The 15,906-nt window shown below is 71.2% G+C and carries 13 protein-coding genes; 4 read left to right on the top strand and 9 right to left on the bottom strand.

Annotated features, from left to right (window positions below):
• The first annotated feature begins 179 nt into the window (after window positions 1-179).
• Window positions 180-3,743 carry a bifunctional glycosyltransferase/CDP-glycerol:glycerophosphate glycerophosphotransferase gene (locus BR98_RS26840; protein WP_035848320.1) on the top strand — a complete coding sequence of 1,188 codons (3,564 nt, stop codon included), beginning with the start codon at window positions 180-182 and terminating at the stop codon, window positions 3,741-3,743.
• Between the two features lie 60 nt (window positions 3,744-3,803).
• Here BR98_RS26840 and BR98_RS26835 read toward each other — a convergent pair whose 3' ends face one another.
• From BR98_RS26835 to BR98_RS26805, 7 genes are all read right to left on the bottom strand, one after another.
• Complete coding sequence (locus tag BR98_RS26835) at window positions 3,804-5,660, bottom strand: stealth family protein (protein ID WP_051970245.1); 1,857 nt, start codon at window positions 5,658-5,660, stop codon at window positions 3,804-3,806.
• A gap of 157 nt (window positions 5,661-5,817) precedes the next feature.
• Complete coding sequence (locus BR98_RS26830) at window positions 5,818-6,399, bottom strand: 2'-5' RNA ligase family protein (RefSeq protein ID WP_051970244.1); 582 nt, start codon at window positions 6,397-6,399, stop codon at window positions 5,818-5,820.
• The gene (gene trpS, locus BR98_RS26825; protein ID WP_051971187.1) at window positions 6,399-7,439 is read right to left on the bottom strand and encodes a tryptophan--tRNA ligase; all 1,041 of its coding nucleotides are present in this window, start codon (window positions 7,437-7,439) and stop codon (window positions 6,399-6,401) included. The genes BR98_RS26830 and trpS overlap by 1 nt, the downstream gene beginning before the upstream one ends.
• Window positions 7,440-7,469: 30 nt before the next feature.
• Window positions 7,470-8,807, bottom strand: a complete 1,338-nt coding sequence (locus BR98_RS26820; RefSeq protein ID WP_051970243.1) for a hemolysin family protein — start codon at window positions 8,805-8,807, stop codon at window positions 7,470-7,472.
• 72 nt (window positions 8,808-8,879) lie between these two features.
• Window positions 8,880-9,872 carry a malate dehydrogenase gene (locus tag BR98_RS26815; RefSeq protein ID WP_035848315.1) on the bottom strand — a complete coding sequence of 331 codons (993 nt, stop codon included), beginning with the start codon at window positions 9,870-9,872 and terminating at the stop codon, window positions 8,880-8,882.
• A gap of 221 nt (window positions 9,873-10,093) precedes the next feature.
• On the bottom strand, window positions 10,094-10,507 hold the full coding sequence (locus BR98_RS26810) for a DUF3017 domain-containing protein (protein WP_035848312.1): 414 nt from the start codon (window positions 10,505-10,507) through the stop codon (window positions 10,094-10,096).
• Window positions 10,508-10,530: 23 nt separating this feature from the next.
• Window positions 10,531-11,385 (bottom strand): bifunctional methylenetetrahydrofolate dehydrogenase/methenyltetrahydrofolate cyclohydrolase, encoded by an 855-nt coding sequence (locus BR98_RS26805; RefSeq protein WP_035848309.1) that lies wholly within the window; start codon window positions 11,383-11,385, stop codon window positions 10,531-10,533.
• Between the two features lie 231 nt (window positions 11,386-11,616).
• On the opposite strand from BR98_RS26805, the gene BR98_RS26800 reads away from it, so the two are divergent.
• The 3 genes from BR98_RS26800 (at window position 11,617) to BR98_RS26790 (ending at window position 13,303) form a co-directional block, all read left to right on the top strand.
• Entirely contained in the window at window positions 11,617-12,036 is a 420-nt protein-coding gene (locus tag BR98_RS26800; RefSeq protein WP_083977019.1) for a DUF2752 domain-containing protein, read from the top strand.
• A gap of 87 nt (window positions 12,037-12,123) precedes the next feature.
• Entirely contained in the window at window positions 12,124-12,780 is a 657-nt protein-coding gene (locus BR98_RS26795) for an RDD family protein (RefSeq protein ID WP_035848307.1), read from the top strand.
• Window positions 12,781-12,847: 67 nt separating this feature from the next.
• Window positions 12,848-13,303 carry an RDD family protein gene (locus BR98_RS26790; RefSeq protein ID WP_051970242.1) on the top strand — a complete coding sequence of 152 codons (456 nt, stop codon included), beginning with the start codon at window positions 12,848-12,850 and terminating at the stop codon, window positions 13,301-13,303.
• A gap of 72 nt (window positions 13,304-13,375) precedes the next feature.
• Here BR98_RS26790 and purH read toward each other — a convergent pair whose 3' ends face one another.
• Entirely contained in the window at window positions 13,376-14,956 is a 1,581-nt protein-coding gene (purH, locus tag BR98_RS26785; protein ID WP_035848303.1) for a bifunctional phosphoribosylaminoimidazolecarboxamide formyltransferase/IMP cyclohydrolase, read from the bottom strand.
• Window positions 14,953-15,612: a phosphoribosylglycinamide formyltransferase gene (gene purN, locus BR98_RS26780; protein ID WP_035848301.1), complete on the bottom strand. Its 660-nt coding sequence runs from the start codon at window positions 15,610-15,612 to the stop codon at window positions 14,953-14,955. The genes purH and purN overlap by 4 nt, the downstream gene beginning before the upstream one ends.
• Window positions 15,613-15,906 lie beyond the last annotated feature (294 nt).

Below are 15,906 nucleotides of genomic sequence, written 5' to 3'. Positions count from 1 at the left end.
TGAGGAGTACTCAGCCCCGCCGGGTCCCGGGGCGCTGCGCCGGGCTCCCGTGGCCCAGCGGGAGCCGGTTGCGGCGGACGGTAGGATCGCGGCTGTACCGCCTCGGTGCGCCAGGCCCCCGACGCAGCGGGTCCGCTCCGAGGCCGTGTTCTGTCCCTCATGAAAGGCCCGCGCAGCTGATGGCCCCCCGTCTCTCCGTCGTCGTTCCGATCTACAACGTCGAGCGGTACCTGGAGGAGTGCCTGGAATCCATCGCCGCCCAGACCATGAGCGACCTCGAGTGCATCATGGTCGACGACGGCTCGAAGGACGGCAGCGCGGCCATCGCCGAGGCGTTCGCCGCGAAGGATTCCCGGTTCCGCCTGGTCCGCAAGCAGAACGCGGGCCTCGGCGCCGCCCGCAACACCGGTCTGCTGCACCTCACCGAAGGCACCGAGTTCATCGCCTTCGTGGACAGCGACGACACCCTGCCGCCCAGCGCCTACGAGCTGATGATCGGCACGCTGGACGAGACCGGCTCCGACTTCTGCTCCGGCAACGTGCTGCGCTTCCGCGCGGTCGGCCACTACCAGTCGGGCGGGCACGCCAAGCCGTTCCGGCAGACCAAGCTGAAGACCCACATCACCGAGATCCCGGCGCTGGTCACCGACCGCACCGCGTGGAACAAGGTCTACCGCCGCAGCTTCTGGGACGCGGCCGGGCTGCTCTACCCCGAGGGCATCCTGTACGAGGACGCCCCGGTGAGCGTCCCGCACCACTACCTCGCCAAGAGCGTGGACGTGCTCTCCGACCCGATCTACCACTGGCGCGAGCGCGAGCTCGGCGAGATGTCGATCACCCAGATGCGCACCAACCCCAAGGGCCTGATCGACCGGGTCACCTCGATGGAGCTGGTCCGGGCCTGGCTGCTCAAGCAGACCGAGCCGAAGTACAAGGAGTACCTGCGCTCCTACGACGAGAACAACCTCGTCGAGGAGATCCCGATGTTCTTCTGGTCGGTGGTCGACGGCGAGCAGGACTACCGGGACGCCTACCAGCAGTGCGTGGGCCGGCTGCTGCGCGCGATCGGCCCCGAGCAGGTCCGCAAGCTGCGCGCCCCGCTGCGCCTGAAGTACCACCTGACCCTGCAGGGCCGGCTCGACGAGTTCGTCGAGCAGATGCGCTTCGAGGCCGAGAGCAACGGCGCCGCCCCCGCCCGCGGCCTGCTGCGCCCGTACGCCGACTACCCGTTCCTGCGCGGCGGCCGCAAGAGCGTGCCCGCCGACGTGCTGCGGCTGGACAACGCGCTGGTGATGCGCAGCCGCGTCTACACCTCGGCCTGGGTGGACGGGAAGCTGCAGCTCACCGGGCACGCCTTCCCCGAGCACCTGGGCGCGGAGAACAAGCACGACCTGGTCAAGATGATCGTGCTGCGCGAGGCCAAGGGGAAGCGCTTCGTCACCTTCGGCACCAAGACCATGTACGCCCCCGAGGCGACCGCCAGCTCCCCGCACGACCTCTACAGCTGCGACTGGGCCGGTTTCACCACCCAGATCGACCCGACCAAGCTGAAGAAGCGCGGCCAGTGGCAGGAGGGCACCTGGCGGGTGCTGATCGCCGGCGCCGGCAAGGCCGGTGTCTACAAGGGCCGGATCTCCGGCGGCTGGGCCGACACCGCGCAGAGCTACCCGACCTACTGGGCGGACGCCACCACCCGGATCGTCCCGCTGCTCAAGGACGGCTTCCTGCACCTGCGGATCGAGAAGCTGCGCGCCTCGGTCACCGCGGTCAAGGCGGCGGACGGCGCGGTCGAGCTGAGCGGCACCGTGCGCAGCGCCTCCGACCTGCAGGGCCTGCAGCTGCGGATAAAGCACTCGCAGTCCGGGATCAAGCTGGACTTCCCGGTCGAGTTCGGCGTCCCGGCCGGGCGGCCGGTGCCGTTCACCGCGAGGATCCCGCTGGCCGACGTCGCCGAGGTCCGCGAGCGCTGGAACGCGCTGGACCCGGCGGCCGACACCCGCTCCGCCGACCAGTGGTACGCCAAGCTGCTGCTCGCCGACGGGACCACGCTGCCGATCATGGTGGACGACCGGGCCCCGCTGGAGCACCTGGACCTGCCGCTGGACCCCGAGGCGCCGCTGGGCACCGCCCGCACCCTGGTCTCGAAGGCCACCGACACCGGCCGCCTGCAGTTCGTCGACCAGCTGGCGCAGCCGGTGGTGGACCGGATCACCGCCGCCGAGGAGGAGGGCTTCGCCCTCGCCGGCCACTTCCCGCTGCCCGGCGAGCACCACTACGAGCTGGTGGTCCGGCACGTCTGGCGCGAGGAGGACCACCTGCACCCGCTGGTGATCCGCGACGGCCGCTTCGAGGTGCTGCTGCCGGCCGTGCCGACCAACCCGGTGGTCGGCCGGGTGCCGCTGCACAAGGGCACCTGGGAGCTCTTCTTCCGTCCCACCGACGGCGACCCGGAGCTGCCCTGGCCGACCGTGCACGTGGCGCTGGAGGCGCACGCCTCGCTGCCCGCCGAGATCCACGCGCGCGGCAAGGAGATAGTGCTCGAGCGGCGCTACTACGACACCCTCTCGCTGGAGGCGCACTCCGACCTCGGCCCGCACGAGCGCAGCGGCTACCGCCAGCGGATACTGCGCAAGGAGGAGTTCCCGGCCGCGCAGCACCGTCCGCTGCGTGACGCGGTGCTCTACAACGTGGCCAACGGCGGCCAGTACGCCGGCTCGCCGCGCGCCATACACGAGGAGCTGGTCCGCCGCGGGCTGCCGCTGGAGCACCTGTGGACGGTGGACGACCAGCAGACCGACCTGCCGCAGACCGCCCGCGGGCTGCGCCAGTGGAGCCCCGAGTGGTTCGAGGCGATGGCCACCGCCAAGTACATCGTCACCAGCGCGCACCTGCCCGACTTCGTGACCCCGCGCCCGGGCCAGGTGATCCTGCAGACCTGGATCGGCACTCCGCTCAAGCGGATCGGCCACGACTTCGAGAAGATCTGGTTCATCGACAGCAACTACCTCAAGCACCTGGACCGCGAGGTCCCGATCTGGGGCAAGTTGGTCTCCGGCAGCAGCTACGCCTCCTCGGTGCTGCGCCGGGCCTTCAAGTACCAGGGCGAGCTGCTGGAGACCGGCTACCCGCACAACGACATCTTCTTCTCCCCCGACCGGGAGAAGCGGGCCGCCGAGGTGCGCGGTCGGCTGGGTCTGCCGGAGGGCAAGAAGGTGGTGCTGTACGCGCCGACCTTCCGCGAGGACCGCAAGCGCCCGCAGGGCGGCTACCAGATCGACCTGCGGGTCGACGTGGCGGCGGCCCGCGAGGCGCTCGGCGAGGACCAGGTGCTGCTGGTCCGGCCGCACTCCAACTGCTACGGACCGGTCCAGGACGCCGGCAACGGCTACGTCTGGGACGTCTCGCACTACCCGGACATGTCCGACCTGCTGCTGGTCGCGGACGCCCTGGTGACCGACTACTCGGCCTCGATGTTCGACTTCGCCGCCACCGGCCGGCCGATGCTCTTCTTCACCTACGACCTGGAGCACTACCGCGACAACCTGTGCGGCTTCACCTTCGACTTCGAGAAGGACGCCCCGGGCCCGCTGCTGCGCACCTCGGCGGAGCTGATCAAGGCGCTGGGCGAGCTGGACAAGGTGGCCGCCGAGCACAAGGAGGCCTACGCGGTCTTCCGCAGCACCTACTGCGACCTGGACGACGGCCACGCCGCCGCCCGGGTGGTGGACGGCCTGCTCGGCTGAGCCCACCGCACCGCTTCACCCCGTGGGGGCCATCGCCGGCGGCGAGGGCCCCCACGGGCTTCAGCGCAGCTGCTCGGCAGGCTCCTGCACGGCCGCCGGGTCCTGCTCGGCGAGGCCGGCCTGCTGCGGGATCCGGGAGGCCGGCTGCGGGGCGGAGCACTCGAACGGCCCGGCGATCGGGAAGTAGTCCTGCAGGAAGGCCGTGATGATCCGGTCCTGCTCGGCCCGCGGCACCTGGTCCAGATCGCCGTCGTTGAGGCAGAAGGTGTCGATGCCGCGCTCGCGCAGCAGTCCGGGCAGCTGCTCCAGCGCCGCGAACCGGTCGACGTCCACGTAGCGGTGGCCGATCCGCCCCCAGGCGACCCGGCCGGTGAGGTAGCCGCGGCTGACCGCCAGGGTGATCGGCGCGACGTCGGTGCGGGCCCGGAACCGCGAGCGGGCGATGGCCGCCAGCTCCGCGGCGAAGACCTCGGCACTGTCCGCCAGCAGCGCCCTGGTCAGCGGGTAGGGGGCGTGGCTGAGCGCGTTGGTGGTGTGCCGGCCGAACTCACGGCGGACCAGCGCCCGGGTGTTCTTCTGCGCGGCGACGTATTCGTCGTCCTGCGCCACCACCGGCCCGGGCGGAATGACCCGGGAGTCCAGGTTGACCAGTGGAACGCCGTTGCCCTGGAAGAACTGTTCGGGTCTGACGGGTCGTCCAAGAAACATGTCGTCGTTGAAATACAGGAAATGCTCCGCGAGTTCCGGAATGCGGTGCAACTGGGATTCGATGGCGTGCGAGTTGAAGACCGGGAGGACCGCCGGGTCGGCGAACAGCTCCTGATGGGTGATCAGGGTCAGGGCCGGGTGCTCGGCCGCCAGCCAGTCGGGGCGCTGGCCGTCGGTGACCAGGAAGACCCGCCGGATCCACGGGGCGTACATGGCGATCGAGCGCAGGCAGTAGCGCAGCTCGTCGCGGCTGCGGAAGCGCTCCGCGCCGCCACCGGTGGCCGGCGGCTCGGCCAGCGCGTCCAGGGCCTGCTCACGCCGCTGCCGCCAGGCCGGGTCGCTGTCGTCCACCCAGGTGAGCACGGCGTCGACCGGGAAGGTGACGTCGTCCAGCAGCGGCTGGGCGAAGGCGGCCGGCACGGGGTACTCGCGGCCGTCGATCCGGACCGTGGTGTCCGGCTCCAGCGAGGGGACCCACCAGCCGATCGGCGGCTCGTGGATGGCCGCGATGGCGCCCGCGGCGGGCTCGGCCGAGTCCCAGAAGTCCAGGTCGCAGCCGTGCTCGGGGCCGTAGTGCAGGGTGCCGCCGCTGGTCACCACCGGGCGGTAGATCCGCACGCCCTTGACCAGCACCGGTTCGGCCCCGTCGTCATCCTCGGTGGCCTGCTCCAACTCGGCTACAGCGACCGGCAGTTCCTCGGCCAGGACGGTCGCCAGGGTGACGTCGTGCCCGAGCAGCTCGGCGTAGACCGGGCTGCCCTCGAAGGCGCTCGCGCAGGCGGCCAGCACCGCCGCCCGCTGCCCGGGGGCGATCACCACCCAGTGCCGCAGCTCCTGGGCGCGCATCGGCGCGAAGACCACCTTGGCGGCGACCAGCACCTCGGCGGTCTCGGTGAAGTTGCGCAGGAAGGCGGCGCCGGAGAGCAGGTCGTCGCGCACCTCGGCCACCCGGCCGTCCGCCCGGACCAGTCCCGGCCACCGTTCGAGCAGCCACTCCTCGCGCGCCCGTCGCAGCTGCTCGGCGGTCGGCGCCGGCGGCTCGGGTTCAGGCTGGGGAGCAGGCTCGGGATCGCCGTGGCCCCCGGGCTGGGCCGCCCGGGCGCTGGTCGGATCGGGCGGCGCGACCGGCTGCCCCTCGCTGGCCCGGGTCCGGCGGGCCCGGCGGGCCACGGCGCGAAGCAGCCGCCGGGCCGTGCGGGGACAGCGCATCAATCACTCCAAGACGGTGTGCACTCTGACCGCTCCCAGGCCCCCGCGGCCATTAACGGGAAAGTGTAGCGTTCAGTACACGATGGAGTAAATGAGAAGTTAATAAGAAATGACTATTTGGAATTCTGAGAGCCCCCGCGCTATCCGCACTGAGCGCCTAAAGTTGCGTATTCGCGAAAGCGTAACTGCGCCACGGCCGCCAGACCGCGTCCTCGCCGAACCAGGAGAGTGTGAACCCGGGCACCGCGAAAGCCGCGTGGAAGGCCCGCGCCTCGGCGAAGGCGGCGTCCAGCGCCGCCTCCGGCAGCGCGTGCGCCACGGTCACATGCGGGTGGTACGGAAAGGCCAACTCCCGTGCCAGCGGCCCGGAGCGGATCGACGCCTCCAGCTCGCGGCACTCCTGGGCGCCCGCCTCGACCCGGACGAAGACCACCGGGGAGACCGGGCGGAAGGTCCCGCTGCCGTGCAGCAGCATGCGGAACGGCCGGTGCGCCGCCGCCACCGCCGCCAGGTGCCCGCGCACCTCGGGCAGCCGCGCGACCGGAATCTCGGTCGGCGGCAGCAGCGTCACATGCGTGGGTATCGCCCGGGCCAGCGGATCACCGAGTCCGGCCCGGGCGTCCTGGATCGCCGAGCCGAACGGTTCCGGCACCGTCACCGCGACCCCGATGGTCAGCGAGGTGCCGGTGGTGGCGCCCTGCGGGAGGGCGTCACCACCGAGGGCAGCGGACGGGTCCATCAGCGCTTGGCGGCCGGCAGGAAGCCGATCCGGTCGAAGACCGTCTCCAGGGTCACCGACGCCACCTCGCGGGCCTTCTCGGCGCCCACCGCGAGCACCCGGTCCAGCTCGGCCGGGTCGTCCAGGTAGGTCCGGGTCCGCTCCTGGAAGGGCAGCACCCACTCGCTGAACAGCTCGGCCAGCTCGGTCTTGAGCGCGCCGTACATCTTGCCGTCGAAGTGCGCCACCAGCTGGTCCACGCTCTGCCCGCTGAGTGCGGCGTGGATCCGCAGCAGGTTGGAGACGCCGGCCTTCTTCTCCTCGTCGTAGGAGACCACCGTGTCGGTGTCGGTCACCGCGCTCTTGAACTTCTTGGCGCTGACCTTCGGCTCGTCCAGCAGGTTGACCAGGCCCTTGGGCGAGGAGGCCGACTTGCTCATCTTGGCCGTCGGGTCCTGGAGGTCCAGGATCTTCGCCGTCTCCTTGAGGATGTAGGCCTTGGGCAGCGTGAAGGTGGGCTGGAAGCGGCTGTTGAAGCGCTCGGCCAGGTCCCGGGTCAGCTCCAGGTGCTGGCGCTGGTCCTCGCCGACCGGCACCGCGTCCGCCTGGTACAGCAGGATGTCGGCGACCTGAAGGATCGGGTAGGTGAACAGGCCGACCGTGGTGCTGTCGCTGCCCTGCTTGGCCGACTTGTCCTTGAACTGGGTCATCCGGGCGGCCTCGCCGAAACCGGTCAGGCAGTTCATCACCCAGCCGAGCTGCGCGTGCTCGGGCACCTGGGACTGGACGAACAGGGTGCACCGCTCCGGGTCCAGACCGGCGCCGAGCAGCTGCGCCACCGACACCCGGGTGTTCTCCCGCAGCACCGCCGGGTCCTGCGGCACGGTGATCGCATGCAGGTCGACCACCATGTAGAAGGCGTCGTTGGCCTCCTGCAGATCCACCCACTGGCGCACCGCGCCGAGGTAGTTGCCCAGGTGGAACGAGCCAGAGGTGGGCTGGATGCCGGAGAGCACCCGGGGGCGAACCTTCGCCGGACCGTTGACCGCTTCGTTGACCATGACCGTCATTCTTCCAGCTTCGCAGTGCGGTCAGGACCCGGCTTCGTTTGGAGGTTCCGACGAGCGATCGGCGCCCGACGGGCCGGTGCGTTCCGCGCTCACCCGAACCCGGTCGATCCGCCGGCCGTCCAGCGCCGCCACGGTCAGCAGCAGGCCCTCCTCGGTGCACACCGCGTCGCCCACCGAGGGCAGTTCACCCAGTTCGGCGACCACGTAGCCGGCCACCGTCTCGTACGGCCCCTCGGGCAGCGTGACCCCGGTCTCCTCGGCGAAGTCGGGCAGGTTCAGCAGGCCGTTCACCTCGACCCCGCCGCCGGCCAGCCGCCGGGTCGCGGTGGTCTCCTGCGCGTCGTACTCGTCCCGGATCTCGCCGATCACCTCCTCGACCAGGTCCTCCAGGGTGACGATGCCGGCGGTGCCGCCGTACTCGTCCACCACCATGGCCAGGTGGTGGCCCTCCCGGCGCATCTCGCTCATCGCCTCCAGCACCTTCTTGGTGGCCGGCAGCAGCTTCACCGGACGGGCGATCTCGCGCACCCGCAGCGCCCGCTCGCCACGGGCCCGGTACAGGTCGCGGACGTGGACGAAACCGACCACCGCGTCGTAGGAGCCCTCCACCACCGGGTAGCGCGAGTGCGGCGAGGTGCTGGTCTCCTCGCGGACCTCGGTGAGCGGCTGGTCGGCGTCCAGGAAGGTGACCTCGGTGCGCGGCACCATCACCTCGCGCAGCTGGCGCTCACCGGCCGCGAAGACGTCCGCGATCAGCGCCCGCTCGTCGCTGCCCAGCTCGGTGTTGGCCGCCACCAGACCCCGCAGCTCCTCCGAACTCATGCTGCCGCGCCCGGCCTTGGGGTCGCCGCCGAACAGCCGGACCATCAGGTTGGTGGACCGGCCGAGCAGCCAGATCACCGGCCGCAGCGCCACCGACATCACGTCCACCACCGGCGCGGCCAGCAGCGCGATCGACTCGGCCCGCTGCAGGCCGATCCGCTTGGGCGTCAACTCCCCCAGCACCAGCGAGATGTAGGAGATCACCAGGGTCAGCCCGACCAGCGCCACGGCGTCCGCGACCCCCTCCGACAGGCCCATCCGGACGAAGACCGGGGAGAGCTTGCCGGCCAGCGTGTCGGCGCCGAAGGCGGCCGACAGGAAGCCCATGCAGGTCACCCCGACCTGCACGGCGGCCAGGAACCGGTTCGGATCGGCGGCGAGGTGGGCGGCCCGCGCGGCGCGTTTGGTGCCGCGCTCGGCGAGGGCCCGGATCTGGCCCTCGCGCAGCGAGATCAGCGAGATCTCGGCGATGTTGAAGAGGCCGCCCAGGACGATGAAGACCAGGACGAGAGCCGCGTCCTGGAGGGTTTCGTTCACGGTCGGCAGTGTAAACGGGTGTGGCCCACCACCCCTGAGGGGACTGGTGGGCCACCGGGTACCGCAGTCGGCTCAGATCAGGCCGAGCTTGGTGACCTCGTCGCGCTCGTCGGCGAGCTCCTTGACCGAGGCGTCGATCAGCGGACGGGAGAACTCGGAGATCTCCAGGCCCTGGACGATCTCGTACTTGCCGTCCTTGCAGGTGACCGGGAAGGAGGAGATCAGGCCGGCCGGCACGCCGTAGGAGCCGTCGGAGACGATGCCCATCGAGGTCCAGTCGCCGGCCGGGGTGCCGTTGACCCAGGTGTGGACGTGGTCGATGGCGGCGTTGGCGGCCGAGGCCGCCGAGGAGGCGCCGCGCACCTCGATGATCGCCGCACCGCGCTTGGCGACGGTCGGGATGAAGTCCGTCTTCACCCACTCCAGGTCCGAGCCGGTGGCCTCGAAGCCGCCCTTGCCGGCGACCTCGGCGTGGAACAGGTCCGGGTACTGGGTGGCGGAGTGGTTGCCCCAGATGGTGACCTTCTTGACGTCCTCGACGGTGACGCCGGCCTTCTTGGCGAGCTGGGCGACCGCGCGGTTGTGGTCCAGGCGGGTCATCGCGGTGAACCGGTCGGCCGGCACGTCGGGGGCGTTGCGCTGGGCGATCAGGGCGTTGGTGTTGGCCGGGTTGCCGACCACCAGGACCTTGATGTCGTCCGCGGCGTTGTCGTTGATGGCCTTGCCCTGCGGGCCGAAGATGCCGCCGTTGGCCGCGAGCAGGTCGCCGCGCTCCATGCCGGCGGTGCGCGGCCGGGCGCCGACCAGCAGCGCCACGTTGGCGCCGTCGAAGGCGGTGGCGGCCTGGTCGGTGATGGTGATGTCGCGCAGCAGCGGGAAGGCGCAGTCGTCGAGCTCCATCGCGACGCCCTCGGCGGCCTTGAGGCCCTGCGGGATCTCCAGCAGGCGCAGGTTCACCGGCACGTCCGCACCGAGCAGGTGGCCCGAGGCGATGCGGAAGAGCAGCGCGTAGCCGATCTGACCGGCCGCTCCGGTGACGGTGACGTTGACGGGGGTGCGAGTCATTTTTCCTTCTCCAGCGATCGCCAGCATGCCCCAGGCACGTCGGCGCGCTGGAGCCGAGGATGTCTTTCTCTCGACATCGAGAGAACCGGCGTCAGGTTATCGCAAGGCCGGGCGCGGGACGCGCTCGGCGGTGTGGCTGGTGCGTCACAGCGGGCCGGGTGCGGCCGAATTCAGCCGAACCGGCTCGGGGCCCGTCCGTGCGGACGGGCCCCGAGCCGGGTTCAGTGCTTGCGGCCGATGTACTTGCCGACGTCCTCCAACTTCGACAGGTGCAGCCACGGGTCCTGCTGGGCCACCAGTGCCAGCAGCACGATCGCGCCGCCGAACAGCAGCAGCACCAGCACGTCGGTGAACCGGCTGCGCACGGCCAGCATCCCGACCTCGGGCACCACCAGCCGCAGGACCGCGCCCAGCCCCAGGCCGCCGCCGATCACCAGCAGCCCGTACCTGAAGTCGTCGGCCCAGGTGACGACCAGTCCGATCGCCACCACCGCCAGCACCAGCGTTATCGGCCACTGCCGGATCGGCAGCGAGTGGCCGCGGTCCATGGCCGCACCCGAGCCCTCCGGCGGCAGCGTCCCGGTGGTCCTGACCGGTCGGCGGCGCGAGGACCGGCCCGTTCGTTCCGCGCTCATTGTGGTTCCTCGGGGAGTGAGAGCTACTCGGCGGCCTGGCGCTCGGCCGCTTCGACGATGTTGTTGAGCAGCATGGCGCGGGTCATCGGCCCGACACCACCCGGGTTGGGCGACAGCCAGCCGGCCACCTCGGCCACCGCCGGGTGCACGTCGCCGACCAGGCCCGCCTCGGTGCGCGAGACGCCGACGTCCAGCACGGCCGCGCCCGGTCGCACGTCCTCGGCCTTGACCAGGTAGGGCACGCCCGCGGCGGCCACGATGATGTCGGCCCGGCGCAGGTGCTCGGAGAGGTCGCGGGTGCCGGTGTGGCAGAGCGTCACGGTCGCGTTCTCGCTCTTGCGGGTCAGCAGCAGGCCGATCGAGCGGCCGACCGTGACGCCGCGGCCGACCACCACCACGTCGGCGCCGTTGAGCTCCACCTCGTGCCGGCGCAGCAGCTCCACGATGCCGTACGGGGTGCAGGGCAGCGGGCCCTCGATGCCGAGCGCGAGGCGGCCCAGCGAGGTGGGGTGCAGGCCGTCGGCGTCCTTGTTCGGGTCCATCAGCTCGAGCACCGGGTTGGCGTCCAGGCCCTTGGGCAGCGGGAGCTGGACGATGTAGCCGGTGCAGGCCGGGTCCTCGTTGAGCTCGCGGACCTTGGCCTCGACGTCGGCCTGGGTGGCGGTGGCGGGCAGCTCGACCTGGATCGAGGCGATGCCGACCTGGGCGCAGTCGCGGTGCTTGCCGCGCACGTAGGAGTGGCTGCCGGGGTCGTCGCCGACCAGCACGGTGCCGAGGCCGGGCGTGATGCCCCGCTCCTTGAGGGCCGCCACGCGGACGGCGAGTTCGGACTTGATCGCGGCCGCGGTGGCCTTGCCATCGAGAATCTGGGCAGTCATGCCCCCATCCTCCCGGATCGGTGGCCCTGCTCCGGATCCACGCGCGTAGCGTGCCGGTAGCCCGGTCCCGGTTTAACGGAACGTGTGGATCCGATTGCGGTTGCGCCACAGTTGTGTCCGCACCGCGTTAAGCCGCTGGACAGCGGCGCGACGGACCTCGACGATAGTGCGCGAGCAACAGTCAGGGGGAACGAACGACGTGAGCCATCCGAACCATCCGCAGCCGGGCCCGTGAGCACGCCGGTCCGGGCCGCCAGGGCCGCCAGGACCGAACCGGGTGGGCTCGGCTCCCGTCTGCTGCAGACCGCACTGCGCGGCGCGGGGGCGGCCGTCGCCGCGCTCACGGTCGCCGTCCTGCACGACGTGCACGACCCGGGAGTGCTCTGTCCACTGCGCCGGTTCACCGGCATCCCGTGCCCGGCCTGCGGCAGCACGACCGTCTTCATCGAGGCCGGACACGGCCACTGGCTCGGCGCCCTGACGGCCAATCCGGTCACCCTGGTCGCGGTGCTCGGCCTGCTCACCGCCCCGCTGGGCGGCGGCAGCTGGTGGTGGTCCCTGACGTCGCGTCGGCGCGGTCTGCTGATCGCGGCCGGGCTGGCCACGGCCTGGATCTGGCAGCTCAACCGCCTGGGTGTCGCGCTGTCATGACGCTCCACTAGTCTCACCCGCTGATCCGTACGTCCGTCGTTCGCCTGTCCCCCACTCAGCTGAGCACGTCTTGCCCGGAGGCCTTCCGTGTCCTACCCGCCCGACCCCAACAACCCCTACGGCCAGCCGCAGCAGGCGCCGTACGGCGTCCCGCCGCAGGGTCCGTACGGCCAGCAGCAGCCGGTCTACGGCTACCCGCAGCAGCCCGCCCCCGGGTACGGGTTCCCGCAGCAGGCCGCGCCGTACGGGTACGCCCCGGTGGCGCCGCCGGTGCTGGCGAGCTGGGGATCGCGGGTGGGTGCGTACTTCATCGACTTCCTGATCGTCGGCATCCCCGTGATCATCTGCTACGTCATCGGCATCGCCATGGTGGTCACCAAGGTGCAGAACGCCTGCACCACCGACGCGTACGGCTACACGAGCTGCGACACGTCCTCCGGCAACATCAGCGGCGGCGGCCTGGCCGTGATCGCGGTCGGCGCCCTGGTCAGCCTGGTGCTGGGCATCTGGCAGCTGGTCCGCGAGGGCAGCACCGGCCAGAGCGTCGGCAAGAAGGCCGTCGGCATCAAGCTGGTCCGCGAACTCGACGGGCAGGTGCTGGGCTTCGGCATGGCCTTCGTCCGCAAGCTGGCGCACTTCCTGGACAACATGCTCTGCGGCCTCGGCTACCTGTGGCCGCTGTGGGACGACAAGAGCCAGACCTTCGCCGACAAGGTCACCAGCAGCCTGGTGATCCGCGCCTGACGGTGCGGCATCACCTTTCGCAGGACCTCGCACCACCAACCACCACTCACCGTCCCTGGGGGATCCCATGAGCAACCCGTACGAGCAGCAGCCGGGCTACCAGCCCAACCTCGACCCGAACTACGCCTACACCCCGCAGCCGCAGGCTCCGGTGCTGGCCAACTGGGGCCAGCGGCTGGGCTCGGGCCTGATCGACTGGCTGATCGTCGTCATACCGACCGTCGCCATCGCCGCCGTCACCAACCAGCTGCTCGGCAACCTGGTCAGCCTGGCGGCTCTGATCGCCTTCGGCTACATGGAGGGCACCACCGGCCAGACCCCCGGCAAGAAGGTCGTGGGCCTGCGCACCGCCAAGTACGCGGACGGCGCGCTGCTCGGCGTCGGCATCGGCATCCTGCGCCGGGTCCTGCACATCCTGGACGCACTCGCCTGCTTCCTCGGCTACTTCTGGCCGATCTGGGACGAGAAGCGCCAGACCTTCGCCGACAAGATCGTCGGCTCGGTGGTCGTCGTCTCCAAGTGACGTCCTGAGCAAAGCCCGACGGGCCGTGGGATCTCTCGATCCCACGGCCCGTCGGTCGTTCGGCGCCCGGACTCAGTGGAAGAAGTGCCGGGTCCCGGTGAAGTACATGGTCACCCCGGCCGCCGCGGCGGCCGCCACGACCTCCTCGTCACGGACCGAACCGCCGGGCTGCACAACCGCCTTGACGCCCGCGTCCAGCAGGATCTGCAGGCCGTCGGCGAACGGGAAGAAGGCGTCGGAGGCGGCGAAGGAGCCCTGGGCGCGCTCGCCGGCCCGCTCGACGGCCAGCTTCGCGGAGTCGACCCGGTTCACCTGGCCCATGCCGACGCCAACCGAGGCGCCGTCCTTGGCCAGCAGGATCGCGTTGGACTTGACGGCCCGGCAGGCCGTCCAGGCGAAGGAGAGGTCGGCCAGCTCGGCCGCGGAGAGCGCCTCGCCGGTGGCCAGGGTCCAGGTCGACGGGTCGTCGCCGGGGGCGTCCACCTTGTCCACCTGCTGGAAGAGCAGGCCGCCGCTGATCCGGCGGGCCTCACGGCGCTCGCAGGGGGCCTCGGGGGCCCGCAGCACCCGGATGTTCTTCTTCCGGGCGAGCACCTCGACGGCGCCCTCCTCGTAGTCCGGCGCGACGACGACCTCGGTGAAGATCGGCGCGATCTGCTCGGCCAGCTCCACGGTGACCGGGCGGTTGACCGCGATCACCCCGCCGAAGGCCGACAGCGGGTCGCAGGCGTGTGCCTTGCGGTGCGCCTCGGCGACATCGGCGCCGACCGCGATGCCGCACGGGTTGGCGTGCTTGATGATCGCCACGGCCGGGCGCTCGTGGTCGTAGGCGGCGCGGCGGGCGGCATCGGTGTCGACGTAGTTGTTGTACGACATCTCCTTGCCGTGCAGCTGCTCGGCGGAGGCCAGGCCACCAGTGCCGTCGGTGTAGAGGGCCGCCTGCTGGTGCGGGTTCTCGCCGTAGCGCAGGACGTTCGAGCGCTCCCAGGTGGCGCCGAGGAAGGACGGGAAGGGCTCCTCGGACTCGGTGTAGCCGGAGGTCTCGAACCACTGGGCCACCGCGACGTCGTAGGCGGCGGTGTGCGCGAAGGCCGCGCCGGCCAGCCGCTTGCGGGTCAGCAGGTCGAAGCCGCCCTCGTTGACGGCCTTCAGCACGTCGGCGTAGCGGGCCGGGTCGACCACCACGGCCACCGAGGGGTGGTTCTTGGCGGCGGCGCGGACCATCGAGGGGCCACCGATGTCGATCTGCTCCACGCACTCGTCCGGGGTGGCGCCGGAGGCGACGGTGGCGGTGAACGGGTAGAGGTTCACCACGACCAGGTCGAAGGGCTCGATGTCGAGCTCGGCCAGCTGCGCGCGGTGCGACTCCAGGCGCAGGTCGGCGAGCACACCGGCGTGCACCCGGGGGTGCAGCGTCTTCACGCGCCCGTCCAGGCACTCCGGGAAGCCGGTCAGCTCGGAGACCTCGGTCACCGGCACCCCGGCGGCGGCGATCCGGCCGGCCGTCGAACCGGTGGAGACGATGGCGACCCCGGCGGCGTGCAGGCCCTGGGCCAGCTCCTCCAGGCCGGTCTTGTCGTACACGCTGATCAGCGCGCGACGGATCGGGCGGACGTTCTCGGAGACGGGGGCCGTGTTGGAGGCGGCGCTCATGCCGGAATCCATACCTTTCGGTCTTCGATGCGGTGACCTTCACGGGCCAGGCGGCCCACGACGTCGACGAGCAACTGGCGCTCGACAGTCTTGATGCGCTCGTGCAGCGCTTCGCCGCCATCGGCATGGTCGGCGTCGGTGACCTCCACGACGCCCTGCGCGATGATCGGCCCGGTGTCCACCCCGGCGTCGACCAGGTGGACGGTGCAGCCGGTGACCTTCACCCCGTACGCCAGCGCGTCGGTGACACCGTGGGCGCCGGGGAAGGCGGGCAGCAGGGCGGGGTGGGTGTTGACGATCCGTCCGGCGTAGGCGGCGATGAAGCCGGCCCCGAGGATCTTCATGAAGCCCGCGGTGACCACCAGGTCGGGCTGCCAGGACTGCACGGAGGCGGTCAGCGCGGCATCCCAGTCGGCACGGCCCGCGTGGTCCTTGACCCGGTGGACGAAGGTGGGGATGCCGGCCTTCTCGGCGCGCTCCAGACCGGCGATACCGTCCCGGTCGGCGCCGACGGCGACGATCTCGGCCCCGAAGGCGGGGTCGGCGACGGCGTCGATCAGGGCCTGGAGGTTGGTGCCGGAGCCGGACACCAGGACCACCAGCCGGGCCGGGCGGTCGGACGGGGGCGGGAAGGCGAGCGTGGATGCGGCGGCCACTGCGCGGGTCTCCGTACGTCGGGTGCCTGCCCGCTGGTACGTCCACCGGGCGGTGGGGCCACTACGGACAGGCGGCAGGTCGGCGGGCGGGAGGTACGCCGGGGGCTCCCGCTGCGCTGCGGGCCCGGGAACCTGGGAGAGCTGCTGACCGTCACCACGATAACGGCTGGTTGAACGCGGGTTGTACCTGGGATTCTGCTCGACGCGCGTAGATGAGAGCGGGATCTCGCGCACCCGCCCACCGGGCCGCGAAGCGCCCCGGACTGTTTCACCTGCGCATCGAACGGCAGGCCG

It is taken from the genome of Kitasatospora azatica KCTC 9699 (assembly GCF_000744785.1).
In the GTDB taxonomy this organism is placed as follows: domain Bacteria; phylum Actinomycetota; class Actinomycetes; order Streptomycetales; family Streptomycetaceae; genus Kitasatospora; species Kitasatospora azatica.
The sequence above is the reverse complement of the archived record's forward strand: the minus strand, read 5'-3'. Positions and strand labels throughout refer to the sequence as shown.